Raw genomic sequence first — 20,751 nt, forward strand, 5'->3', positions numbered from 1 at the left:
GCCCCCTAAGATTGCCAGTATTTTTCAGGTCGTCCAATACCCAGCGGACAATCGGTGGTGTACTCGGCAATGTCCACACCTTGATAGGTTAAGTCAGCATACCATACGCCGTTTGGCTGTTTGGTAAGTTTGATAAAACTGGCATTGGATAAGTATTCAAGTTGCTGACGAAGTTCTAAGGCGGTAATGTCGGCATAAATCCCCCGCATCACATCCAGCAAAAAAATCTCGCTGGTGGTGTAGGGGCGAGCCTTGTGCAGGGTGTTGATGATATGCCAACGCATACCACCACGGCGTGCTGTTTCGTTCATTGTCTTTGGCTCTCCATTTTGTACAGGTCGGTCAAGGTCTTTTGAATGCTGTCCATTTTGGCTTCTAGGACGGCTTGGTTACGGATATAGTCTTCTCGTAGGACAAATTTTTCGGGCAGGACGGCTTTTTGTTCGGCAAATAAGTTCTCTAAATGCTCAACCTTGTCGGATAATTTGTCTTGCATCTTTTGGCGTTCGTCTTGCTGGGCGGCAAACTGAGCAAGTAGCATTTTGCCAAAACCCCAGCACACCCCCAAAAATGACAATAAAAAGCCGACCAGTTGCCAAAAATCAATGCTAATAAAAGTCTTATCCACTTATTGCCCCCTTACTTTTTGGGTTTCAAACTGGGTTTGGCACGCCACACACCTTTGACAACCTGCGACTTTTTGTTGCCTTAAAAGGGCAATGGGTTCATCACAGTCAATGCAATGGGTGCGGGTGGGTAGACTTGTCTTGTGGGTAGCTTGTCTGATTTGATACTCCAAAATCAGCTCACTTTGTATTTGGGCTTTGTCTATTGTGTCGCTCACAGGCTCTCTCCTTTGGTGGGTGGGGCGTGGTTGCCCTGTGCAATCAGACAACGAGCAACCGCATAACCGCCAACACACCCAAGATAAACCAGCCATAATTGCCAGTCGGTGGTGTTTAGTCGCACAAACTGAACGCTGGCAATCAGGCTTGCCACATTTGCCCAAAGGCGAGTGTGCGACAGCCGTCCTGTTTGTGGGTTTGTGATAAGGTCAAGAATTTTCATTGTCAAACTTATGCTAAAATTTGGGGGATATTATGCCAAGATGAGTGTGATAAGTCCTTTAAAGCGTTTTAAAAATTGCTTGGGTGGGTGGTTTGATGACAATAAAAAAAGACTTGCCAAAAACAAGTCTTGTTGGTATGATATGGACAGAGCTACTAGATAGCCAAAGCCCCCAAGTTTACGCTTGGGGGCTTGTTTTTTGGCTATTTTAACTCATCAATAATTGCTTTTTGCACTTCATTTTTATAAAGCACCTCACTCAACTTAGAGCCTGAATAGCCTTTTACGACAAAATCAGCATTGGTGTCAGCAACCAAATCTTTAAAATCTTTGGCATCAGTGTGGGCTTGCAATGCTTTTAGGGCTTGCTCTTTGGTAACGGTTAATGTTATCGGTTTGACAATGACTTTACTTGGGTCTTTCATGTCTTTTACACCAGCACTCACGGTGATTTTATCTATGCTGGTGTAGGTAAACGGTTTATAAATGCCATAGAGTAAGGCTTTATGTTGGTCGTATGTCAGATTATCTTGGGTGTTGGTTTGGGTATTTAAGCCATAAAGTTCCAAGTGTACGGGGCTGTTGCCCGATACCTTGAATTGCCCATCGTGCTGATAGTCGTTAAAGGCGGTCATCATGTCTGACACATTTTCAAAAATGACAACACCATCGCCACTGAGCTTATATGGTACGCCATCGGTCAGGTTGTCCAACTGCTTTTTGTATTCATCATCAGGCAGAGCTGACTGAGTGGCTGTGGAGTTGGCTGACGATTCGGCTTTCTCCACACTCGGAGTGGTAGTGGTAGGCTCTTTGGCGGTGTCGGTGCTAGGTTCACTACAGGCGATGAGTGCTAGGGGCAACAGTAGAAGTATGAATTTTTTCATAAAAGTTTCCTTAATCAAAAACATTATTTGTCTGTAATTCATAAACAGAAATCAGTTTTTTAACTTCATTGAGTTGATGCCATAAACCAATGTTATTCCCACTGGTACGATGTTCACTGTCCGCCACACTTTCTTTTAGGTATTGCAAAGTTAATGGTTTGCCAGTTTCTAAACACGCCCTTAGCCATGCTCCCAAATAGTCATCACAACAGTCATCTAGCCAACCTTGAAGTTCATCTTGCAACACTTTGGACTGCTCATTTAGTTCCTTTAACTGCTGTAACTTATCGGTTATCTCTGGTGTGATTTGAGATTTCATAGTTCCAATCCTTTCATAATAAATGCTCGTGTTTCGGCACTCGCCTGCCGAAAGCGTGTCAATAGTTCTCGCTCATCTGCATTTTGGGTAGTCATCTGCTCGCCCAATGCTTCTTGATAAGCGGGAAGCTGTTTTAAATCGCCAATGGTTCTGCCGATGCGAAAATCATTTAAAAGATAGTACGCTTCCATTCCCATTTCTATCATTAAGCCAAGCTGTTTGATGGTTGGACTGGATTTTTCCTGTTCCCAATCCACAACCGTGCGTTTTGACACCCCTATTTTTTCAGCAAATTGGGGTTGTGTCAGGTTCAATCTGGCTCGCTCTTCTTTCAATCTTGTTCCAAACACGAAAATTTTCTCACTTTTTTGAAAAAATACTTGAAAAGTGCAGATTTCTGCACTATCATATACACATCACACAAACTTATCTTAAATCACACATTTAACCATAGGAGTTGTTATGACTACCAAAACCGTTGAGCAGGTCAAAGCCGAGTACCGTGCCAAAGGCATTCCTATCGCCAAAGTTGCTCGTGAGCAAGGCTGGACACCCCAAGAAGTCTATAAAGTCTTTAATGGACAAGCCAAAGGACACTTTGGGCGTTCGCACGACATTGCGGTATTTTTTGGCTTAAAACAGGGCAAAATGCGTGTCTAAAATTTCAGTATATTTTAGCACACATTTGCACATTTTACCATTTTAACCCCTTATTTTATAAGGTTTTAGGAAAAAAAGATTATGGCTAAAACAGTTGAACAACTTAAAGCCGAATTTGCCACAGAAGGTAAGACTTTTGTCTCTTGGGCAAATGAACGAGGCTATGACCCTACCTATGTCAGCTGTATCATCAATGGCTCGGTACAAGCCAAATATGGCAAGGCTCACAAAATCGCCATTGAACTTGGTTTGATTGATAACAACAGCTCTTGCGATGAAGTGGATTTGGGTATCCGTTCCACCGATTTAACCCAGATGGAGCAATGGTTTTTGTCCATTTATCGTTCATTAAATGATGATGACAGAAACACCATTGAACGCCTGTTGTCATTGATGGATTTGGAAAACAGTTGGGGAGATGGCAATGAGCGGTAAAGGTACTCGTATCCTGCAAGTTTTTAAGGCATTGCATAACCACCCTTTAATTGGGATTAGCAATAAAGAGATTGCCGACAACTTGGGATTTACCCCCACCCAAGTCAGCCGTGATTTGGCGGATTTAATCAGTGAAGGCTTGGTGCAAAAACTGGACAATGGCAACTATGCCTACTCTATCCGCACTCTGCAAATCGCTGAAAATTATCGCAAACAGCACGAGAGGCTAAAAGCAAGAATGGAAGAAATCAGCCGAAATGTCAATGTCGGCTATTAGGTAAAAATCCCGCTGGCGGGATTTTTGAAAATCAACTTAAAAACAGGTATTGAATAATGAGTAACATTGAAACTGCCGAAGTGAGTGAAATCATCACCGCTGACGACATCAACCGCCAAGCCCTACACAGTATGCAGGTGATGGAGCAATGGGGTAATGGCGAGGTGTATAACGAAGCGACTTGGATTGAACGAGGTCGCCAAGCGGTCGTCAAAACCCTAGAAGGTATGTTTGAATTGGGTAAAGCTTTAATTGTCCTAAAAGAACATACCGAACACGGTCGTTTTGTTGAGTTGGCAGAGCAAGAATTTGGTATTAAAAAGACCGAAGTGGCAAGATTGATGAATGCCACCAAACGCTTTGCCACCCCACAAATGCAAAAAGCCCAGCCTAAGCTCATCACGCTTGGCAAATCCAAACTTTTAGAGCTTTTGGTGGAAGATGACGACACCCTAGTGGAGCTTGCCGAAGGTGGCAATATTAACGGCAATACCCTAGATGATATTGACCGTATGACAAGAAATGAACTGCGTGTCGCCCTCCGTGAAGCCCGTGAGGACAGCAAAGCCAAAGACAAAGTGATGAGCGAGAAAAATGCCAAGATTGATGAGCTTGCCGAAAAACTTGCTAAAAATAAAAACAAACAGCCCAAGCCTGCCGATGTCGCACGAGAACTGTCTGCACAACTGGCAAGTGCAGAAGTGTCCGCTCGCTCCGAGATTAGCAAATTAAAAGATATTTTTGATGGTCTTGTCGCTCACAAAGAAGCACACGGAAGCGACCATACTGCCTTGATGGTGGGGGCTATCAATCAGCTTATCCTAGACTGTGAAATCTTGCGTGGGCAATACCTGCTACCAACGGATGTTCCGACAGGCGAAGTCCCTGTTTGGCTAACACAAGATGAACCTATGGGGGCGGATGATAGAGATGTGCCGTTGCCTTTTGATGATTCAGAAGACGAAGTGTAATAAACAATCATAAGGGTCAAAACAATGGCAACCGATAATACAGCCCCAAACCCAGCTTTGATAGAACGCCTAGGCGAAATCGCCAAAACCGTCCAAAACCTAGGGCGTGGCGAAAAATCACGCTACCTAAAAGCCAAAGCAGACGAGCTGGGTATGAGCGTCTCAACACTGTATCGCAAGCTAGAAAGTGTGGCGGTCAAACCTACTCGCAAAGCAAGAAGTGATAAAGGCGAGATGACTTTGACCCTTGATGATGCCAAGCTGATTAGTAGCGTGGTGATGGAGGGTATGCGAAAAAATGGCAAACGCATTATGACGGTGGAGCGAGCGGTAACGATACTTCGTGCGGGCGGTATGATACAGGCGTGCCACACAGACGGCACAGCATTGTCGGTGGGGGCGATTGTGCGTGGGCTAAAAGCCTATCATCTGCACCCTGACCAGCTGTTAGAGCCCAATCCTGTGGTGTCTATGAAGTCTTTGCACCCCAATCATCTGTGGCAAATTGACCCCAGTTTGTGCATTTTGTATTACCTGCCACGAGCAGGTAAAGATACAGGACTGCGTGTCGCAAGCCACGATGAATTTTATAAAAACAAGCCCGCCAATGTCGTCAAAATCATCAATGACCGTGTCTGGCGATATACAGGTACAGACCACACCAGCGGGGCGGTGTATTGTCATTATTATTTTGGTGGGGAGACTTCGGCAAACCTGTGCGATTTTTTCATTCGTATGATGTCGCCCAAAACGGATATCGGCAAAGACCCTATCCGTGGCGTACCAAAGATGGTTATGCTAGACCCTGGTTCGGCTAACACCAGCTCCGCTTTTAAGACTCTGTGCCAAGCCCTAGATGTGGTGGTGCAAATCAACAAACCTAACAACCCACGAGCCAAAGGGCAAGTGGAAAAAGCCAACGACATCGTGGAGACACAGTTTGAGAGTGGTTTAAAGTTTGTGCGTGTGGATAATATCGATACGCTCAACCGCCTATGCGATAAATGGCTACGCTATTTTAATGGGCAAGCCATTCACTCACGCCACGGCATGACCCGCTATGGGGCGTGGAGTAGGATTAAATCTGATGAGCTTGTCAATGCCCCACCAGCCGAGTATTGCAAATCGCTTGCTTTGTCTGTGCCAAAAGAAGCCAAAGTTACCCCAGAGCTTGAAATTCGCTACAAGGGCAAGGTGTATGATGTGTCGGCATTGCCTGTACTTGTCGGACAAAAGGTGCTGGTTGCCCAAAATCCGTGGGAAGTGGACGGTGCTAGGGTCTGCGTACCGACAGCGGATGGTGTTGGCGAGAATTGGGTGGCTGTGCCAGAAGTGCTATTTGACGAGATGGGCTTTCGTGAAAGTGCCATCGTTATCGGTCAAGGCTATAAGGCTCATGGCGACACGCTTGCCCAAACGCACGCCAAAGAACTTCAAAAAATCGCTATGGGAGCGGATACGCTTGAACAAGCACAAATCAAACGCAAAGCCAAGGCTCTACCCTTTGATGGCAAACTTGACCCCTATAAGTACAATGACTCCGTGCTAGACAATGACAACACGCTGTATATGCCCAAAAAAGGCGTGCAGAGCGTGGAATATGGTCGCTATGAAAAAACCATTGCTGAGCCTGTCTTATCAAAAGTGGACATCGCCAAGCAATTAAAACCACGCTTAGAGGAACTGGGGGCGGATTGGAGCTTGGCGGTCAAGGTACTGCAAGAACGCTATCCTAACGGCATTCATGCCAGTGGTCTTGATGAAGTGTTTGAGGTTTTGAGTGAAAGTAGCGTGCTAAAAACGATTTTAAAAATTGCATAAGGATTAGGAATGAAAACCGCCTTTAACGAGCTTGGAAAATCTTATCAGGCCGTGGCAAATGAGCTGGGGGTCAGCAAAACGGCTCTTGTCAATGCTGTGGTTCACGGTGTGTTTCCAAGCAAAAATACCAAACAATTTAAGGTAAATCTTGCCAACCATTTTATTAAAAATGGGGTCAGCGTGCCAAGCATTTTGACCCAAAGCCAAAACCCAAAAACTCCCATAAGTCAAGATAAGGATGAACTTATGCTACTTAGAAAATCCACCCTAAACCCCCAAACTCGCCGTCATTTTGGGCTTGCCAAAGACCCCTTTGATGACGAAATCCGCTCATCAGACGATATTTTTAAATCCGATGATGTCCGCTATATCCGTGAACGCCTATATGATGTGGCAAGTAATGGTGGATTTCTTGCGGTCATTGGCGAGAGCGGTGCAGGCAAATCTACTCTGCGAGAAGACTTACACGACCGACTTTTTAAGGACGGCAAGCCTACCGTTATTATTGAACCGTATGTGCTGGCGATGGAGGATAATGACATCAAGGGCAAAACCTTAAAATCGGTACATATTGCAGAAAGTATCTTGGAGGCGGTCGCCCCAAGTGAAAAACCCAAAAGAAGCCCAGAGGCTCGCTTTCGCCAAATCCATAAAGCTCTAACCGAAAGCCACAAGGCGGGCAATCGCCACTTGATTATCATTGAGGAGGCTCACGGCTTACCCATTCCCACCTTAAAGCATCTGAAACGCTTTTATGAGTTAAAAGCAGGTTTTGACCGCTTACTTGGCATTGTGCTGATTGGACAAACCGAGCTTGCCACCAAGCTGGCTGAAAATAATCCTACCGTGCGTGAAGTGGTGCAACGCTGTGAGATTGCCACCTTAGAGCCTTTGACCGATGGTAAATTGGCGGGTTACTTAAAGCATAAATTTGAGCGAGCAGGAGGCGATATTAAACAAATCCTAGATGAGTCCGCTCTTGATGCCATCAGTCAACGCCTAACCGTCAAGTCTCGCACCAAAGCTGGCACGCACGAGCATAGCTTGCTCTACCCTTTGGCGGTCAATAACCTAGTCGCCCACGCTATGAACGAAACCGTTTATTTGGGTTTTGATAAGGTAGATGGCGACATCATCAAAAGTATCTAAACTTGGGTTTAATATAAGGAAAAAACCATGAATCAGCAATCCAAAAACACACACATCACCCCAGAAAAACTTGCCAACCCCTTAACGGTTGGTCAGTATCTTATCTTACAAGACAAACGCCAAGAGCTAGATGGTATGAGCTTTGATATTTCAAACATTAAACGCCGTCAAGACCGTCAAGCAGGTTGGATTATCCTGCTACTTATCTGCGTGATGGTGCTAATGATTGCCATGTTGTTTGTGCTGACCTTGTAGGAGTGTGTTATGCCAATGATTTTGCACATTGATGATAATACCTATGCCAAAAACTCGCTAGGCTTGCTCATGCTAGATGAGGCTTTGCAAATCTTAATCAAAAATGGCGAGCTTGATAAAAACAAACTTATCAATGCCATCACAAAAGCCAAAAATGAGTTGTTTAAACTCAACCAAGACAATGACGACAACCTGCTAAAAATGCGACCGTTTATGACCGCTCACACTTTGCAATGTCGTTATCTTGAATTAACTTAACCGAACCTGCGGAGTATTTTATGACCGAACAAACCCCAATCGCTAATACCGCCATTCCTGACGGCTACCGTCTAAACGACAAGGGACACCTTATCCCCCTTGATAAAATCAAGGAAATTGACAAGCTAAGAGACGAAACTGTCATCAATCTTGTCAAACAAGCCCTAAGTCTCCAAATTCAAATGCGGTCTATCAAAGAGCAGTTTTTTGCTGAATTTCACAACTTCGTGGAACTCTCCGCCCAAGAATACGATACTCATATTGGCGGTAAAAAGGGCAATGTGTCTTTAATGAGCTTTGACGGCAAATACAAAGTGCAAATTGCTATCCAAGATAACCTTGTGTTTGACGAACGCTTGCAGGTTGCAAAATCCTTGATTGACGAATGTCTGCGTGAGTGGACAGCCGACAGCAACGACAACATCAAAGCCATTATTGACAATGCTTTTGCTGTTGATAAGGAAGGCAAAATCAATATCCGCCGAGTGCTATCCTTGCGTAGCCTAAACATCACAGATGACAAATGGCAAAAAGCAATGCAAGCTATCAGTGATGCCACCCAAGTCATTTCATCAAAAGAATATATGCGGTTCTATGAGCGAGATGAATACGGAAAATATCAGCAAATTAGCCTTGATTTTGCCAATCTTTAACTTCAAAACAATGGCAAGAGTTGGTCGCCTTGTCATTGTCCCAAAAGACCAACTTTAAAAGGTAACATATTATGAACAAACAAGAACTTATTAAATCTGTCTATGACAAAATGGACGGCTTACCCCTAAAACAATGCGAGAATGCCGTTAATGCGGTGCTAGGTAGCATCAAAGACGAACTGGCAAAGGGTGGTGAAGTCAATCTGGTAGGTTTTGGCTCGTTTGCTGTCAAAACCCACAAAGCCCGCACAGGTCGTAACCCACAAACAGGCGAAAAACTGACAATTCCAGCCAAAAAAGTCCCATCGTTTAAGGCGGGTAAAGGACTAAAAGAAGCGGTTAATTAACCCCACCAAGCCCAAATGATAAGCAGGGGTAAGCCTTGCTTATCATCACCCATCAAGGAAAATTAAATGAGCCAATATAAAACCAAACGAACCGCATTAAATAAGCCCAAACTCATTCAGCTTATCCATATCGGCAAAAGTAAACTGTGCCTTGATGACGACACTTACCGCTCGCTCCTTGTGGCAATGACTGGCAAAGACAGCACCAAAGCGATGAATGTCAGTGAATTAAACAAGGTATTGGCAAGGTTAAAACAATTTGGATTTGTGGTAACACATAAGAAAAAAGACCCAAAGCCCATAGACGATAAGGCAAGTCTTGACATAGAACAACAAATCAAACTTATCCGCCATCTGTGGCTGGATTTACACGCATTGGGAGCGGTTAGAAATGAGAGTGAGCAAGCATTGGCAACTTATATCAAAAATCAAACCCAAACCGCCATAGATGATTTGGATAGTGAGCAAGCCAGCAATGTCATAGAACGCCTAAAAAAATGGCGTAAACGGGTAGAAAAACAAGCCAAACCAACACTTAACCAAAGGAAGTCAAAATGAGCAAATCCCGCCAACACGAATTTAGTCAAGCCCTATATGACATCATTTATCACGCCCTGCTCGGTCAAGGCGTGGATAAGACACAGGCGATCGCCATTGCCGAAGAGAGTACCGACACCGTGCTTGATGAGTTTGGCGGTGAGAATTTGTACATTCCAAAAAACATCTCTGGCAAAGCCGCCCGCCGTAACCGCCAAATCTATGATGAGTTCACAGGCGACAACCACGAAGTCCTTGCCAAAAAGTATGGCGTAACCTTGCAACGCATTTACACCATCATCAAAGAACAACGCCAATTTGAGTTTAATACCCGCCAATTCTCCTTGTGGGACGATTGATGTTATCCAAACGCCCCACAAAAGGCGGTCAAAAACGGTCAAAACCGCTTTTAACGCCCTTATCCCACCAAATCCCCACATTGCCTAAAATACGCCCCAAAACCCCCAAAATAGCCCCTAAAATCTCCCGTTTTCAAATTCTATTAAAATCCTTGATTTATCCACTAAATTTCTTAAAACGCTTTAAAAGACCATAATACTAAAATTTTGCATAATGACCCAAAATTACATTGGATTTTGTTATGCAAACCATACAACACGAAATCTTTATCGCTGGCACACGAGCCGATAACTCAGGCAAAACCGTTACCATCACGCCTGACGATGTCGCCAATATCGCCAAGTCCTACCACCCCAATTTTCACGAAGCCCCCATCGTCATCGGACACCCTGATGACAACGCTCCTGCTTATGGCTGGGTCAAATCCTTGTCTGCCAAAGGCGACAAATTGTATGCAGAGTTTGGCGAAATGGATGCAGGCTTTGTGGACTTGGTTAAACAAGGGCGTTATAAGAAACTCTCCGCCAGCTTCTACCCACCCAAACACCCAAGCAACCCTAAGCCTGATAACTGGTATTTACGCCATATTGGGTTTTTAGGAGCATTGCCTCCTGCGGTCAAGGGCTTATCGCCTGTCAGTTTTAATGACAGCAGTGATGGCGTTGTCAGTTTTGGCGAGCTGTCCGAGAGTGAAAAACTTGTCTTTGATATTAAAAGTATCTTTGCCAGATTTTTTAATTTTAGTGAAGTGTCTACAAATCAAGCTGACACAGTAAATCCAAGCGTGGACACCAGCACTCCACCAAAAACCGATACTGACGGCGATGGCAAATCCGATGACCTAAATTCTACCCCAATCCAAAGCAACCAAAGTGAGAATACAATGAATCAAGATGTAACCGAAGCACTGGCTCGAGCCGAAAAAGCCGAAGCCGAACTTGCCAAGTTTAAAGCTGATCAAGCCAAAAAAGAGCGAGATGTGGCAAATACTGTCAATGCCAATTTTGCTGAAAGCCTTGTCAAAGACGGCAAGATTAAGCCCTGTGATAAGGAGCTATTAACCCAAGTGTTAAACTTTGCCGAATTTCCAAACGACACCACCGCCGACTTTGGCGAAGGCGATGACAAAAAGTCATTGGCGGCGGCATTTAAAGAATTTTTAGGTAACTTGCCAAAACAGCATTCACATTTGACCGACAAAGTTACCAAAAGCACGGTCAATTTTAGCGAAAATATGTCCCACCACGAGCGAGCCACAGCCTTGATGAAATCCGAAAACATCAGTTATGAAGAAGCTGCCCGCCGTACGGCTTAATTTTAAAATAATTTTAGGAGTATATGATGAGTGCAACACATCTATCACATCTGCGTGGCAAAGACGAAGTTTTAACCAATCTTGCTTTGGGCTATATGCAGTCGGATTTTATTGGCGAGCAGATTATGCCTGTGGTTTATACCGATAAAGAAGGTATTAAAGTGCCGATTTTTGGCAAGGGTTCGCTGGTGGAATATGAGACCGAGCGAGCGGTCGGTGCAGCAAGCAACATCATCACGCTGGACAAGTCCACGACAATGCCTGTGGTGCTAGAAGAACACGACTTAGCCGCAGGCGTGGACTACCGTGAACAGCACGAGAGCCAGTTTGACGAACACGCCAAAGCCACCCGCCGTGTCACCCAAGGGGTGCAACTTCGCCAAGAAGCAGAAATCGCAAGACTTATACAAACAAAATCGGTCTATGCCAATGCTCACAGCAAGGACTTTGCGTCCGCCAAGTGGACAGCAGATGATGCTGATATTCAGACCATTATTGATGATGCCAAAGAGCAGGTGCGAAGTGCCACAGGCGTAACCCCAAAGACGCTCGTACTAAGCGGTCAGGTCTACACCCAAATCCGCCGAAGTGCCAAACTTCGCTCGCTGATTAGCGACAGTACCAATAAGCCACTGCTCAATGTCGCCACGCTTAAAGAGCTGTTAGAACTTGATGAAATTTTAATCGGTAATGCGGTATCTATCCCAGTGGGCAACAAGCAAACCCGCCCAATCTGGGGCAATTTTGCTAGCCTTATCGTCCGCCCAGACCAAGTACCAAGCGGTAATGACGAGGGTGTACCTGCGTTTGGCTATACTTTCCGCCGTCGTGGGCTACCTGTCGTGGACAGATATGATGATGTGGGTGGTAAGGTGCAATATGTGCGTTATACCGACATTCGTAAGGCTGCTGTCGTGGGCGGTGCGTGCGGTTTCTTATTTGAAAATGTGATTTAAGACTTGAAAATTAAGGAGAATAACAATGGCAAATCCGACCAAATCTGCTGTTGTCGCTGTAACGATGCTGGCAATGAGCGAGCTTATCGGCAACCGTTTTGTATCCGCCAAAGGTAAACAAGCCACCGCTGACGAACCTATCTTTGGCATTGTCCCTGTGGACGCAAAACAAGGTGAGTCCGTGGCGGTAGAAATTTTGGGTGTAAGCATTGTGGAATCTGGCGGTGCGATTGCCCAAGGCGACAAAGTCGGCTCAGACACCCAAGGCTGTGCCATTAAATCCGAAACAGGGCAATTTCTCGCCTTGTCATCGGCAAGCGGTGCAAATGAACCTGTCAAAGTCCTATTAAGATAAGGGAAAAACCAATGAAAAAAGTCCAAGTAAATACCCCTTTAATCGTAGAACAAAATGGCGAGCTGGTGCGTATTGACACAGGTCAAGTGATTGATTTGACTGATGATGTCTATGCCCAAGTATCCGCCCACACCACGCTACTTGATGATGTGTCAGATAAGTCAGCTGATGAACCTGTATCCGAGCCAGTTTTTGAGCCACAGCCAACAACACCTGATGAAATCGCCCCAGAAGTGGACGAAACTGCTAATGGCGACACAGCAAGCGATGAAGTGGCTACCACCGAAACTGCTGAACCTAAAAAACCCACTCGTAAAAAGGCTTAACCAATGAACCACACCGCCCCTTATATCAGCCGTGAGGATATGATTGCCTTGTGTAGCAAGGTAGAGCTTATCCAGCTTAGTCGTGATGACCTTACCAATCATTATGATTATCAAGATATCGAGCCTGATCGGGCGGTGGTGGATAAGGCAATCAGCCATGCTTGCCAAGTGGCGGACGGTTATTTGGCGGGGCGTTATGCTCTGCCTTTGCAATCTGTGCCAACGCTACTGAATACTTGGTGTGGCGACATTGCCCGCTATTGGCTACACAAACGGCGGATTAACGCCAGCGAAATGCCAAAGCCCCTACAAGTCGCCTATGACGATGCCTTAAAAATGCTAGGACTTGTGCGAGATGGTAAGGTGCATTTATTTGCCACCGACCTTACCAAAAACGAAAACGCCTTGCACAAAGAGCGTGGGGCGTACCGAGTACGCTCTCGTGGCAAGAGTGATTGGAGTGGTTACTGATGACAGACAGCATTACTTTGGCGATTTTGGCAAGTGTGCGAGAAAAGCTCCGTCAGGATTTGCCAAGCATAGAAGTGGATTTATTTCCTGATAATCCTGCCACTTATCGCTTTATTCACGCTGTTGGGGCGGTATTGATTGGTTATCAGGGGTCGGATTATGAGATGACGGACGACACACACGCCATTGTCCAAACTCGTAAATTAACCTTTTCACTCACCATCTTTGGGCGTGGCGTACACCACGATAAGGGGGCGATTGCCCTGCTTGACAAGGTGCGAGCGGTCATCACAGGCTTTCGCCCTAAGCATTGCAACAAAATTCATCTGGTCAGTGAACGCTATCTGCATCAAGACGGAGGGGCGTGGCAATATGAGTTAAAGATACGCACTAAGACCCAAAGCGTGGAAATCTGTCAGAGCGACAATCGTCCCAAACTGGTGCAAGTTCACACAAGACGCCCCTTTGACCCTTTAAATTCAACCCTTAAAAAGAAAACCCCTTAAAAGGAGTATTTTATGTCTTTTCATCACGGCACCGAAACCAAACGCATTGACGGTGGTTCTAGCCCTGTTTATACCGTCAATGGGGCGATTACCGCCATTGTGGGGACTGCTCCCATTGGTGATGTCAATGTGCTAACCCTATGCCAAACCGCCAAAGATTTTGCTCAATTTGGCGGAGACGAGGCGACCCGTGCAGGCTTTACCTTGCCTGACGCTAGTCATATCTGGACACGCTACAAAGCAGGTCTTGCTTATGTGGTTAATGTCTGCGACCCTGCTCGCCACAAGACAGTGGTGGCGGATGAAGTCTTGACCGTGGATGTCAATACCTTAACCGCCAAAACCCGTAATCCTGCCATTCAACGAGGCTATACCGTCAAAGACGGTCAAACCGTGCTAAATTCCAACCAGTACACCATTAACACGCTGACAGGCGAGATTACCTTTAACGCCCGCCCCGCTGCCCCAACCATTAGCTATACCTACACCGACCCTGCCAAAGTTACTGAGGCGGATATTTTGGGCGGATTTGTGGCAAGCAGTGGCAAACGCACAGGTCTTGAACTTTTAACCGAAGGCTTTGGTAAGTTTGGTGCGGATGCTAAAATCATCATCGTGCCAGAGTATGATAAGACCGCCACGGCAAGCTCAGCGATGATTACCATGGCAAACAAGCTAAACGCCATCGCCTACATCAACGCCCCCAAAGGAACCAGCTTATCCACCGTCCTACAAGGGCGTGGGGCAAGTGGCACGATTAACTTTAACACATCAAGCGAGCGTGCAGAGCTGTGCTATCCGTATGTCGTGGGTATTTTGGGCACAGAACACCTTGCCACACATTTGGCAGGTCTGCGTATGAAAGTGGATGTGGACAAAGGCTACTGGCATTCAAAATCTAACCACGAACTGCTTGGCGTAACCGCCTTAGAAATTCCGCTCACCGCTCGCATTGATGACCCACAAAGCGAGACTAACCGCCTAAATGAAAAAGGCATTACCACCGTCTTTAACAGTTATGGCACAGGCTTTCGGGCGTGGGGCAACCGCTTGGCGTGCTTTCCTTCCATCAGCCATATCAAAAACTTTGAAGTCGCACAACGCACAGGCGATATTATTGATGAGTCTATCCGCCAGTTTGAGCTGCAATATGTGGACAGACCGATTGATGATGCGTTAATTGATAGCCTTATCGAGGGCATTCGCACTTATTTGGGAACACTCAAATCCATTGTCGGCTACTCGGTGTCATTGGATTATGAATACGACCTTGTGGACGCATTTAGCAAGGGGCAAATTCCGCTGGTCTATGACTACACACCAAAACTGCCTGCCGAACGCATTACCAACGCCAGCGTAATGACAAGAAAATACTTGGTCAATTTGACTGGTAAAAAATAAGGGGAAAAACCATGCAAATTAACGCCATTTTTAACGCCAACATTTATGTCAATGGTAACAGCCTATTAGGGCAAGCCAGTGAGATTAAACTGCCAGAGGTGGAAGTCAGTCAAGATGAATACAAGGGTCTTGGACTGGTCGGTACGATTAAACTGCCATCAGGTGTGGAAGCACTAGAAGGCGAGATTACTTGGAACAGCTTTTATGAAAATGTCTTTGCCACTGTCTATCACCCATTTAAGGCGGTGCAGCTGATGGTGCGTGCCGACATTCAAAAGCACGACGCACAAGGCTTGGCGGCGGAAGTGCCACTGGTTACAATCCTGACAGGCACATTTAGTAAAAACCCTTTGGGAAGTTATAAACCCAAAGAAAAGGCGGAGTTTGCCAGTACTTTCCAAGCCCACGAAGTGCGACAGCTGGTGGACGGTAAAGAAGTGTTTTATTTTAACGCCTTTAAAAATGAGTATCGTGTGAATGGGGCTGATGTACTGGCGAACTTTCGCAGGGTGGTGGGGGCGTAACTTTAAGCAAGGGGAATTTTTCTTAAAACCCTTTAAAAGACCCAAAATACTAACCCTTTTAAAATACGCTTATCGTTTGATGAGCGTATTTTTTAACCTTTCATTTACGGAGTTTGTTATGTCAAACCAAAATCAAAACACCGCCAATCCCGCCCACCTTGTTGCCGAGCAACTAAACACTCATACCGCCATTGTACTGAAATTTCCCATTAAAAATGGACTTGGCGAAACAGTAAGTGAACTTAAAATGCGTCGTGCCAAAGTGGGCGACTTAAAAGCGGTCGGTCATATCAAAAGCGAAGCAGAACAAGAAATTGCCTTGTTTGCCCGCCTGACAGGTACAGTGCCAGAAGATTTTGAGCTGATTGACCTTGCTGATTATAAGCAAATCCAAAACACTTTTCGCAAATTTAGCGAATAACAAAGGCGGACAGAGCGACCCTAACTGGCTTGATAAGCTCTATGATGCCATTGCTGACCTTGCGTGGTGGTATGGGTGGGACAGTCAAGCCATTGATGAGCTAAGTCTTGATGATTTTGATGTCTGGCTAAAACAACTATCCCGCCAAGTCAAGGCGGGATATGGGAGAGGTGGAGGTTAGGAGATTTGTTGTTTGTCATCAAGTCTTACCATCAGTCTTTCCCAGTCTTTCTTGATAGCTTGCTCATTGCGTTTTGAGATTTGGCGTTGGTCATAGATGAAAGTCGCCACAACAAAAGGCAGTAGGACAACGAACAACACCAAGAAAAACATCAAAATCATAAAAGGTATCATCAGCCAAGCCATATCTTGCCCCTTGTCTGGTTAAAAGAACTTAGGAACATTTTACCTTATGGCGACCGAATTATCAATTGTTATTAGTGCCTCTGCCATGATTGGCGGAGCGATGTCCGCCATTCGTACATTGACAGGCGGACTGGACAGTGTTCGCCGTAGCTCAAATATCTTGGGTAATGAACAAAGACGGCTTAGAGGCGAGATAGACCGCTTGGGTGGCTCATCGGCTGTGTCTGCCTTGCAACGCCAATACGAACGGCTTGGCAGGACAATGCGAGACTTGCGAATGAACGCCGTTCAGCAAGCAGGTATCCAAACTCGCCTAGAAAACAACCGTCAAGCTCGTGCCGATATGCAAGGCGAGATAATGGGCTTAGTGGGGGCAGGCTTTACCCTAAGTGTACCGATTAAACTTGCCATTGACTTTGAAAGTGCGATGGCAGATGTCAAAAAAGTCGTGGATTTTGGTGACAATCCTATCCTTGCCAAACAAGGCGTAGAAGCCTTATCCAATGAGATTTTAAGATTATCATCCATTCGCCCAATGTCTGCCACCGACATTGCCAACATTGTGGCATTGGGTGGTCAATCAGGCATTGCCAAAGAGCAGTTAATGCAATTTGCTGACAGTGCAGTCAAAATGGGCGTGGCGTTTGACATTTCCGCTCAAGAGGCAGGTTAATCAATGGCGGAACTTCGCTCCGCTTTCCAGTTAGACCAAAAAGGCGTGGAAACCCTTGCTGACAAAATCAATTATCTTGGCAATACCACCCCTGCTGCTGCCAAAAGCATTATGGAAATCGTTCAGCGAGTGGGGGCGTTTGGTGAAGTGGCAGGATACAGCACAGGTACAGTGGCGGTGCTTGGGGCAAGTATGAAAGGCTTTGGCATTGCCGAAGAAGTGGCAGCGACTTCCATCAAAAATATGATGTTGTCTTTGGTGGCAGGCGAGACCGCTACCAAAGGACAGATTAGTGCGTGGAAAAAACTTGGCTTTGACCACGAACAAGTCGCCAAAGATATGCAGACCAATGCCGAGGAGACAACGCTCAAAGTATTGGAATCTATCTCAAAACTTGAAAAGCATGAACAGGGGCAAGTCCTTGAGTCGTTATTTGGTAGCGAGTCTTTACTGGGCATCGCCCCTTTGCTTGCCAACTTAGGGCTGATTGAAGAGCGACTGGCAGGCATAAAAAATGCCAGTAATTTTGACGGCTCAATGAATAAAGAGTACGAAGCCCGTGCTGAAACCACCGCCAACAATATCCAACTTCTTAAAAACAATATGGCTCATTTGGGCATTGCCATTGGTTCGGTGGTATTGCCTGCCTTAAATGGACTGATTAACGACATTAAGCCTGTGATTGAAAGCGTGATTGGGTTTGCCAAAGCCAATCCTGTGCTTGTTGGTACATTATTTAAGGTGGTGGCTGCTCTTTTTGCCTTTAAAGTGGGTTCTTTGGGTGTGCGATTTGCATTTAGTTTGTTGTCAAGTGGACTGCTGAGTGTAGTGGGGATAGGCGTTCGTACAGCTGGCACGGTCAGAATGCTGTCAGGGGCGTTTACCTTGTTTAAAATGGGTAGAGCCGCCTCTGCCCTGAGATTGTGTGGGCTATCCGCTCGTCAAGCCCGCACTGCGATTAGTCTGTTTACAGGTGGGCTTAACCTCATCAAATCAGGCATTACCGCCTTAACTTCCGCTTTTGGTAGGCTTGTTTCACTCTCTGGCGTATTTAATATCCTGCGAGTGGCGGTCATGGGCTTTGGTCGGGCTCTTTTAACCACACCGATTGGCTGGCTTGCCCTTGCGTTGGTGGGTGTGGCATTGGTGGTTTATAAATACTGGACACCGATTAGCTCCTTCTTTTTGGGTCTGTGGGACGGCATTATGGCAGGGGTCGCTCCATTACAAGGCACATTTTTTGGACTTTGGCAGACCATAATGGGAGCATTTACCCCATTGCAGGGCGTATTTGACGGTTTGATGGGGATTTTTGGGGGATTGTGGGCAAGCATTTCACCCTTTGTTCAGCCGATTTTAGACTGGTTTTTGGCATTTTTTACCCAATCCGAGCAAGGGGCAGAAAGTGCCAACGCCTTTGGGCAGACGGTAGGCGGTGTCATTATTGGCATTTTGACCACTGTTATCCAAATTGGGGCAAGCATTATTGGGGTGTGGGCAAGCATATTGGATGCGATTATCAGTACCGCCGTTAGCATTTGGCAAGGCGTGTCGTCTGTCTTTATGGGGGCGATTGGTTTTGTTTCATCGCTGCTTTCATCCTTTAATCCGTCTGGCATTATGGCGGGTGTGCTTGGTGCGGTCATCGGTGTGGCAAGTGCGATTTGGGCAAACATTAGAGCGGTATTTGTTGGAGCAGTAAATGGCTTAATGGCAGTCATTCGTGGATTTAGTCCCGTCTCCGCCTTTTCCACTGCTTTTTCTGCTGTGTGGGGCTTTTTAAGCGGACTTGTCGGTCGCTTTCGCACCTTTGGGGTCAATATCATTCAAGGGCTTATTGGTGGTATCAAATCAATGGCAGGAGCTGTGGTTGGGGCGATTAGTAGCACCGTGGGCAATGTCGCTGGTACCGCCAAAAGAATGCTTGGCATTAACAGCCCAAGCCGTGTGTTTCGTCAGTTTGGCTCGTGGGTGTCCGAAGGCTTGGCGATTGGTATTGATAAAGGCGGTCAAAAACCTGTATCCGCCATTGGCTCTCTTGCAAGTGGTGTAACGGCAAACTTTGGGGCAAAAATGGGCAATCTGTCCGCCCAAATCAGCACAAGCGTGGGCGAACATCAAGCAAGAATGACAAGCACCAACGCCACCAATGCCAATCATCAAGGCAACATTACCATCCATTTTAATCCCACCATTAACACAGGTGGCGGTGATGTGGGCAAAATTGAAAGAGCCTTGCAGTTATCACAAGCCGAATTTGAAAAAATGTTCGCCAGAATGCAACAAGATAAATTACGGAGAGCTTACTGATGTACGCCATGCTGGGGCAAATCCCCTTTGAAGCCACAGAAAGCTTTACCGCTTTGACTACCACGCATGACGCCAAATTTGTCCATCACGAAGTCATACAGGGCAAGCCACGCACACAAGGCTTGGGGCTACTTCTCGACAAGCTCAAATTTAGCCTGCGACTGCATTGGCGACTGGGTGATGTAGGCGGGCAGTATCAAGCACTGCATCAAGCCTTTATTTCCCAAGACGCACAGGCACTGGTTACAGGCTCAGGGCAGATGATGGGTTTTTATACCATTGATAAATTATCCATTACCACCATCGCCCAAAACGACACAGGTGATACTTTGGCTATGGACATCGATGTGGATTTGACCGAGTTTATCGGCGACCCTACCACCCCAAATCCCACCCCAGCCATTGCCACGATGGACAGCGTGCCGCTCTTATCCATCAAAGATGACAGTATCAATACTCCCATAGACATTGAAACAGCAAGCCTAATGGCAGATGTGGGGGCATGGCACAGAAGTGAAGGACTGCTTGATGGCATTGGAGCAAAAATCGCCTTGCTTGGCGAATTTCACAACGACCCCGCTCGTTATGCCTTGACCTTATCAGGAATCGTATCAGACGGCACAGGCATTATCAAAGATTTATCAAACATTCCTGCACTGTCCGCTTATGCTGATAAATTGGACGGCATGGGTGGTTTTGGTAGTGCGGTATCTGATACGCTGGGCAAGGTGGGTGTTGGCATCGGAGCGGTGCAAAGTGGCGATCTGATACAGGCAAAAACCGCTTTTGTAGGTGCAATGGGGGCAATGAGCATTGGCAAATCCACCGTCAGTAAGCTCACCGCCAAAATAGCCAGCAAAAAACCATTAAAGGGATTAAAAACTAGGGGATTGTTTAGATGAGTAGCGTACTAATCCACACCTGCAATGAACACGACCGCTTTGATTTAATTGCTCATCGTTATTATGGAACAGTAGATGAGATTGGGCGAATTATCGACGCCAATCCACAGCTTGCTCTATCTGAGACCTTGACCGCAGGCACGACTGTCTTTGTGCCGATTATTCAAAAATCACAAGCCAAAAACACCAATCTACCCCCTTGGTTTAGAGATTGACCGTTTAGGGATT

The 20,751-nt window shown here is 46.0% G+C and carries 32 protein-coding genes and 1 pseudogene; 25 read left to right on the forward strand and 8 right to left on the reverse strand.

Annotated features, from left to right (window positions below):
• Positions 1-5: 5 nt before the first annotated feature.
• From L3D27_RS07190 to L3D27_RS07220, 7 genes are all read right to left on the reverse strand, one after another.
• The gene (locus tag L3D27_RS07190; protein WP_029103627.1) at positions 6-311 is read right to left on the reverse strand and encodes a hypothetical protein; all 306 of its coding nucleotides are present in this window, start codon (positions 309-311) and stop codon (positions 6-8) included.
• Positions 308-628, reverse strand: coding sequence for a hypothetical protein (locus L3D27_RS07195; protein ID WP_373627970.1), 321 nt, complete (start codon positions 626-628; stop codon positions 308-310). Before L3D27_RS07195 ends, L3D27_RS07190 begins: the two co-directional genes overlap by 4 nt.
• Positions 629-844: a TraR/DksA C4-type zinc finger protein gene (locus L3D27_RS07200; protein ID WP_373627969.1), complete on the reverse strand. Its 216-nt coding sequence runs from the start codon at positions 842-844 to the stop codon at positions 629-631.
• Entirely contained in the window at positions 841-1,068 is a 228-nt protein-coding gene (locus L3D27_RS07205; protein WP_373627968.1) for a hypothetical protein, read from the reverse strand. Before L3D27_RS07205 ends, L3D27_RS07200 begins: the two co-directional genes overlap by 4 nt.
• A 203-nt stretch (positions 1,069-1,271) precedes the next feature.
• Positions 1,272-1,955 carry a hypothetical protein gene (locus L3D27_RS07210; RefSeq protein ID WP_432480775.1) on the reverse strand — a complete coding sequence of 228 codons (684 nt, stop codon included), beginning with the start codon at positions 1,953-1,955 and terminating at the stop codon, positions 1,272-1,274.
• A gap of 10 nt (positions 1,956-1,965) precedes the next feature.
• Positions 1,966-2,274 (reverse strand): hypothetical protein, encoded by a 309-nt coding sequence (locus L3D27_RS07215; RefSeq protein WP_029103633.1) that lies wholly within the window; start codon positions 2,272-2,274, stop codon positions 1,966-1,968.
• On the reverse strand, positions 2,271-2,609 hold the full coding sequence (locus L3D27_RS07220) for a helix-turn-helix domain-containing protein (protein WP_051226026.1): 339 nt from the start codon (positions 2,607-2,609) through the stop codon (positions 2,271-2,273). Before L3D27_RS07220 ends, L3D27_RS07215 begins: the two co-directional genes overlap by 4 nt.
• Positions 2,610-2,736: 127 nt before the next feature.
• On the opposite strand from L3D27_RS07220, the gene L3D27_RS07225 reads away from it, so the two are divergent.
• The 22 genes from L3D27_RS07225 to L3D27_RS07330 all read left to right on the forward strand — a co-directional run bounded on the left by L3D27_RS07225 (position 2,737) and on the right by L3D27_RS07330 (position 16,453).
• Complete coding sequence (locus tag L3D27_RS07225) at positions 2,737-2,934, forward strand: DNA-binding protein (RefSeq protein WP_432480777.1); 198 nt, start codon at positions 2,737-2,739, stop codon at positions 2,932-2,934.
• An 81-nt stretch (positions 2,935-3,015) separates the two neighbouring features.
• The gene (locus L3D27_RS07230) at positions 3,016-3,369 is read left to right on the forward strand and encodes a DNA-binding protein (protein WP_432480778.1); all 354 of its coding nucleotides are present in this window, start codon (positions 3,016-3,018) and stop codon (positions 3,367-3,369) included.
• Positions 3,359-3,646 (forward strand): helix-turn-helix domain-containing protein, encoded by a 288-nt coding sequence (locus L3D27_RS07235; RefSeq protein ID WP_432480779.1) that lies wholly within the window; start codon positions 3,359-3,361, stop codon positions 3,644-3,646. Before L3D27_RS07230 ends, L3D27_RS07235 begins: the two co-directional genes overlap by 11 nt.
• Positions 3,647-3,702: 56 nt before the next feature.
• Positions 3,703-4,617 carry a hypothetical protein gene (locus tag L3D27_RS07240; RefSeq protein WP_432480780.1) on the forward strand — a complete coding sequence of 305 codons (915 nt, stop codon included), beginning with the start codon at positions 3,703-3,705 and terminating at the stop codon, positions 4,615-4,617.
• Between the two features lie 24 nt (positions 4,618-4,641).
• Entirely contained in the window at positions 4,642-6,438 is a 1,797-nt protein-coding gene (locus L3D27_RS07245) for a hypothetical protein (RefSeq protein WP_432480781.1), read from the forward strand.
• Between the two features lie 9 nt (positions 6,439-6,447).
• Positions 6,448-7,587 (forward strand): ExeA family protein, encoded by a 1,140-nt coding sequence (locus L3D27_RS07250; RefSeq protein ID WP_432480782.1) that lies wholly within the window; start codon positions 6,448-6,450, stop codon positions 7,585-7,587.
• Between the two features lie 27 nt (positions 7,588-7,614).
• A complete protein-coding gene (locus L3D27_RS07255; protein ID WP_373627961.1) occupies positions 7,615-7,842 on the forward strand; it encodes a hypothetical protein in 228 nt (75 codons plus the stop codon).
• Positions 7,843-7,851: 9 nt separating this feature from the next.
• Positions 7,852-8,100, forward strand: coding sequence for a hypothetical protein (locus L3D27_RS07260; protein ID WP_432480783.1), 249 nt, complete (start codon positions 7,852-7,854; stop codon positions 8,098-8,100).
• A gap of 20 nt (positions 8,101-8,120) precedes the next feature.
• Positions 8,121-8,753 carry a DUF3164 family protein gene (locus L3D27_RS07265; RefSeq protein WP_373627959.1) on the forward strand — a complete coding sequence of 211 codons (633 nt, stop codon included), beginning with the start codon at positions 8,121-8,123 and terminating at the stop codon, positions 8,751-8,753.
• Positions 8,754-8,824: 71 nt separating this feature from the next.
• Entirely contained in the window at positions 8,825-9,100 is a 276-nt protein-coding gene (locus L3D27_RS07270) for an HU family DNA-binding protein (protein ID WP_373627958.1), read from the forward strand.
• Between the two features lie 66 nt (positions 9,101-9,166).
• Positions 9,167-9,658, forward strand: a complete 492-nt coding sequence (locus L3D27_RS07275; RefSeq protein ID WP_432480784.1) for a gp16 family protein — start codon at positions 9,167-9,169, stop codon at positions 9,656-9,658.
• Entirely contained in the window at positions 9,655-9,996 is a 342-nt protein-coding gene (locus L3D27_RS07280) for a Mor transcription activator family protein (protein WP_373627956.1), read from the forward strand. The genes L3D27_RS07275 and L3D27_RS07280 overlap by 4 nt, the downstream gene beginning before the upstream one ends.
• A 242-nt stretch (positions 9,997-10,238) precedes the next feature.
• Complete coding sequence (locus L3D27_RS07285; RefSeq protein ID WP_432480785.1) at positions 10,239-11,312, forward strand: hypothetical protein; 1,074 nt, start codon at positions 10,239-10,241, stop codon at positions 11,310-11,312.
• A gap of 23 nt (positions 11,313-11,335) precedes the next feature.
• A complete protein-coding gene (locus tag L3D27_RS07290) occupies positions 11,336-12,268 on the forward strand; it encodes a hypothetical protein (RefSeq protein WP_432480786.1) in 933 nt (310 codons plus the stop codon).
• Positions 12,269-12,293: 25 nt separating this feature from the next.
• Complete coding sequence (locus L3D27_RS07295) at positions 12,294-12,623, forward strand: DUF2190 family protein (protein ID WP_373627953.1); 330 nt, start codon at positions 12,294-12,296, stop codon at positions 12,621-12,623.
• 11 nt (positions 12,624-12,634) lie between these two features.
• Positions 12,635-12,949: a hypothetical protein gene (locus tag L3D27_RS07300; RefSeq protein WP_432480787.1), complete on the forward strand. Its 315-nt coding sequence runs from the start codon at positions 12,635-12,637 to the stop codon at positions 12,947-12,949.
• A gap of 3 nt (positions 12,950-12,952) precedes the next feature.
• Positions 12,953-13,420 carry a gp436 family protein gene (locus L3D27_RS07305; RefSeq protein WP_432480788.1) on the forward strand — a complete coding sequence of 156 codons (468 nt, stop codon included), beginning with the start codon at positions 12,953-12,955 and terminating at the stop codon, positions 13,418-13,420.
• A complete protein-coding gene (locus L3D27_RS07310) occupies positions 13,420-13,926 on the forward strand; it encodes a Gp37 family protein (protein ID WP_432480789.1) in 507 nt (168 codons plus the stop codon). The genes L3D27_RS07305 and L3D27_RS07310 overlap by 1 nt, the downstream gene beginning before the upstream one ends.
• 12 nt (positions 13,927-13,938) lie before the next feature.
• Positions 13,939-15,327, forward strand: a complete 1,389-nt coding sequence (locus L3D27_RS07315; RefSeq protein WP_432480790.1) for a phage tail sheath family protein — start codon at positions 13,939-13,941, stop codon at positions 15,325-15,327.
• Between the two features lie 11 nt (positions 15,328-15,338).
• Positions 15,339-15,851 (forward strand): phage major tail tube protein, encoded by a 513-nt coding sequence (locus tag L3D27_RS07320; protein ID WP_432480791.1) that lies wholly within the window; start codon positions 15,339-15,341, stop codon positions 15,849-15,851.
• A 118-nt stretch (positions 15,852-15,969) separates the two neighbouring features.
• Positions 15,970-16,272 (forward strand): phage tail assembly protein, encoded by a 303-nt coding sequence (locus L3D27_RS07325; protein WP_432480792.1) that lies wholly within the window; start codon positions 15,970-15,972, stop codon positions 16,270-16,272.
• Positions 16,223-16,453 (forward strand): GpE family phage tail protein, encoded by a 231-nt coding sequence (locus L3D27_RS07330; RefSeq protein ID WP_432480793.1) that lies wholly within the window; start codon positions 16,223-16,225, stop codon positions 16,451-16,453. Before L3D27_RS07325 ends, L3D27_RS07330 begins: the two co-directional genes overlap by 50 nt.
• Here the strand turns inward: L3D27_RS07330 and L3D27_RS07335 are convergent.
• Positions 16,450-16,638: a hypothetical protein gene (locus L3D27_RS07335; RefSeq protein ID WP_373627945.1), complete on the reverse strand. Its 189-nt coding sequence runs from the start codon at positions 16,636-16,638 to the stop codon at positions 16,450-16,452. The two genes, L3D27_RS07330 and L3D27_RS07335, sit on opposite strands and share 4 nt — an antisense overlap.
• A 358-nt stretch (positions 16,639-16,996) precedes the next feature.
• On the opposite strand from L3D27_RS07335, the pseudogene L3D27_RS07340 reads away from it, so the two are divergent.
• From L3D27_RS07340 to L3D27_RS07350, 3 genes and pseudogenes are all read left to right on the forward strand, one after another.
• Positions 16,997-19,621 (forward strand): annotated as a pseudogene (locus L3D27_RS07340) (phage tail tape measure protein).
• Entirely contained in the window at positions 19,621-20,523 is a 903-nt protein-coding gene (locus L3D27_RS07345; RefSeq protein ID WP_432480794.1) for a phage tail protein, read from the forward strand. Before L3D27_RS07340 ends, L3D27_RS07345 begins: the two are co-directional and overlap by 1 nt.
• Positions 20,520-20,738, forward strand: coding sequence for a tail protein X (locus tag L3D27_RS07350; protein ID WP_373627942.1), 219 nt, complete (start codon positions 20,520-20,522; stop codon positions 20,736-20,738). The genes L3D27_RS07345 and L3D27_RS07350 overlap by 4 nt, the downstream gene beginning before the upstream one ends.
• Positions 20,739-20,751: the final 13 nt, after the last annotated feature.

The sequence above is a fragment of the Moraxella sp. ZY200743 genome (assembly GCF_050885545.1).
Taxonomy (GTDB): Bacteria; Pseudomonadota; Gammaproteobacteria; order Pseudomonadales; family Moraxellaceae; genus Moraxella; species Moraxella haemolytica.

Coding starts and splice junctions, on each gene's coding strand:
- L3D27_RS07255 (WP_373627961.1), top strand. CDS start 7,615: ATGAATCAGCAATCCAAAAACACACACATCACCCCAGAAAAACTTGCC.
- L3D27_RS07285 (WP_432480785.1), top strand. CDS start 10,239: ATGCAAACCATACAACACGAAATCTTTATCGCTGGCACACGAGCCGAT.
- L3D27_RS07305 (WP_432480788.1), top strand. CDS start 12,953: ATGAACCACACCGCCCCTTATATCAGCCGTGAGGATATGATTGCCTTG.
- L3D27_RS07335 (WP_373627945.1), bottom strand. CDS start 16,638: ATGGCTTGGCTGATGATACCTTTTATGATTTTGATGTTTTTCTTGGTG.
- L3D27_RS07245 (WP_432480781.1), top strand. CDS start 4,642: ATGGCAACCGATAATACAGCCCCAAACCCAGCTTTGATAGAACGCCTA.
- L3D27_RS07295 (WP_373627953.1), top strand. CDS start 12,294: ATGGCAAATCCGACCAAATCTGCTGTTGTCGCTGTAACGATGCTGGCA.
- L3D27_RS07205 (WP_373627968.1), bottom strand. CDS start 1,068: ATGAAAATTCTTGACCTTATCACAAACCCACAAACAGGACGGCTGTCG.
- L3D27_RS07310 (WP_432480789.1), top strand. CDS start 13,420: ATGACAGACAGCATTACTTTGGCGATTTTGGCAAGTGTGCGAGAAAAG.
- L3D27_RS07280 (WP_373627956.1), top strand. CDS start 9,655: ATGAGCAAATCCCGCCAACACGAATTTAGTCAAGCCCTATATGACATC.
- L3D27_RS07260 (WP_432480783.1), top strand. CDS start 7,852: ATGCCAATGATTTTGCACATTGATGATAATACCTATGCCAAAAACTCG.
- L3D27_RS07215 (WP_029103633.1), bottom strand. CDS start 2,274: ATGAAATCTCAAATCACACCAGAGATAACCGATAAGTTACAGCAGTTA.
- L3D27_RS07240 (WP_432480780.1), top strand. CDS start 3,703: ATGAGTAACATTGAAACTGCCGAAGTGAGTGAAATCATCACCGCTGAC.
- L3D27_RS07265 (WP_373627959.1), top strand. CDS start 8,121: ATGACCGAACAAACCCCAATCGCTAATACCGCCATTCCTGACGGCTAC.
- L3D27_RS07250 (WP_432480782.1), top strand. CDS start 6,448: ATGAAAACCGCCTTTAACGAGCTTGGAAAATCTTATCAGGCCGTGGCA.
- L3D27_RS07190 (WP_029103627.1), bottom strand. CDS start 311: ATGAACGAAACAGCACGCCGTGGTGGTATGCGTTGGCATATCATCAAC.
- L3D27_RS07225 (WP_432480777.1), top strand. CDS start 2,737: ATGACTACCAAAACCGTTGAGCAGGTCAAAGCCGAGTACCGTGCCAAA.
- L3D27_RS07230 (WP_432480778.1), top strand. CDS start 3,016: ATGGCTAAAACAGTTGAACAACTTAAAGCCGAATTTGCCACAGAAGGT.
- L3D27_RS07320 (WP_432480791.1), top strand. CDS start 15,339: ATGCAAATTAACGCCATTTTTAACGCCAACATTTATGTCAATGGTAAC.
- L3D27_RS07275 (WP_432480784.1), top strand. CDS start 9,167: ATGAGCCAATATAAAACCAAACGAACCGCATTAAATAAGCCCAAACTC.
- L3D27_RS07350 (WP_373627942.1), top strand. CDS start 20,520: ATGAGTAGCGTACTAATCCACACCTGCAATGAACACGACCGCTTTGAT.
- L3D27_RS07325 (WP_432480792.1), top strand. CDS start 15,970: ATGTCAAACCAAAATCAAAACACCGCCAATCCCGCCCACCTTGTTGCC.
- L3D27_RS07300 (WP_432480787.1), top strand. CDS start 12,635: ATGAAAAAAGTCCAAGTAAATACCCCTTTAATCGTAGAACAAAATGGC.
- L3D27_RS07210 (WP_432480775.1), bottom strand. CDS start 1,955: ATGAAAAAATTCATACTTCTACTGTTGCCCCTAGCACTCATCGCCTGT.
- L3D27_RS07235 (WP_432480779.1), top strand. CDS start 3,359: ATGAGCGGTAAAGGTACTCGTATCCTGCAAGTTTTTAAGGCATTGCAT.
- L3D27_RS07345 (WP_432480794.1), top strand. CDS start 19,621: ATGTACGCCATGCTGGGGCAAATCCCCTTTGAAGCCACAGAAAGCTTT.
- L3D27_RS07315 (WP_432480790.1), top strand. CDS start 13,939: ATGTCTTTTCATCACGGCACCGAAACCAAACGCATTGACGGTGGTTCT.
- L3D27_RS07270 (WP_373627958.1), top strand. CDS start 8,825: ATGAACAAACAAGAACTTATTAAATCTGTCTATGACAAAATGGACGGC.
- L3D27_RS07290 (WP_432480786.1), top strand. CDS start 11,336: ATGATGAGTGCAACACATCTATCACATCTGCGTGGCAAAGACGAAGTT.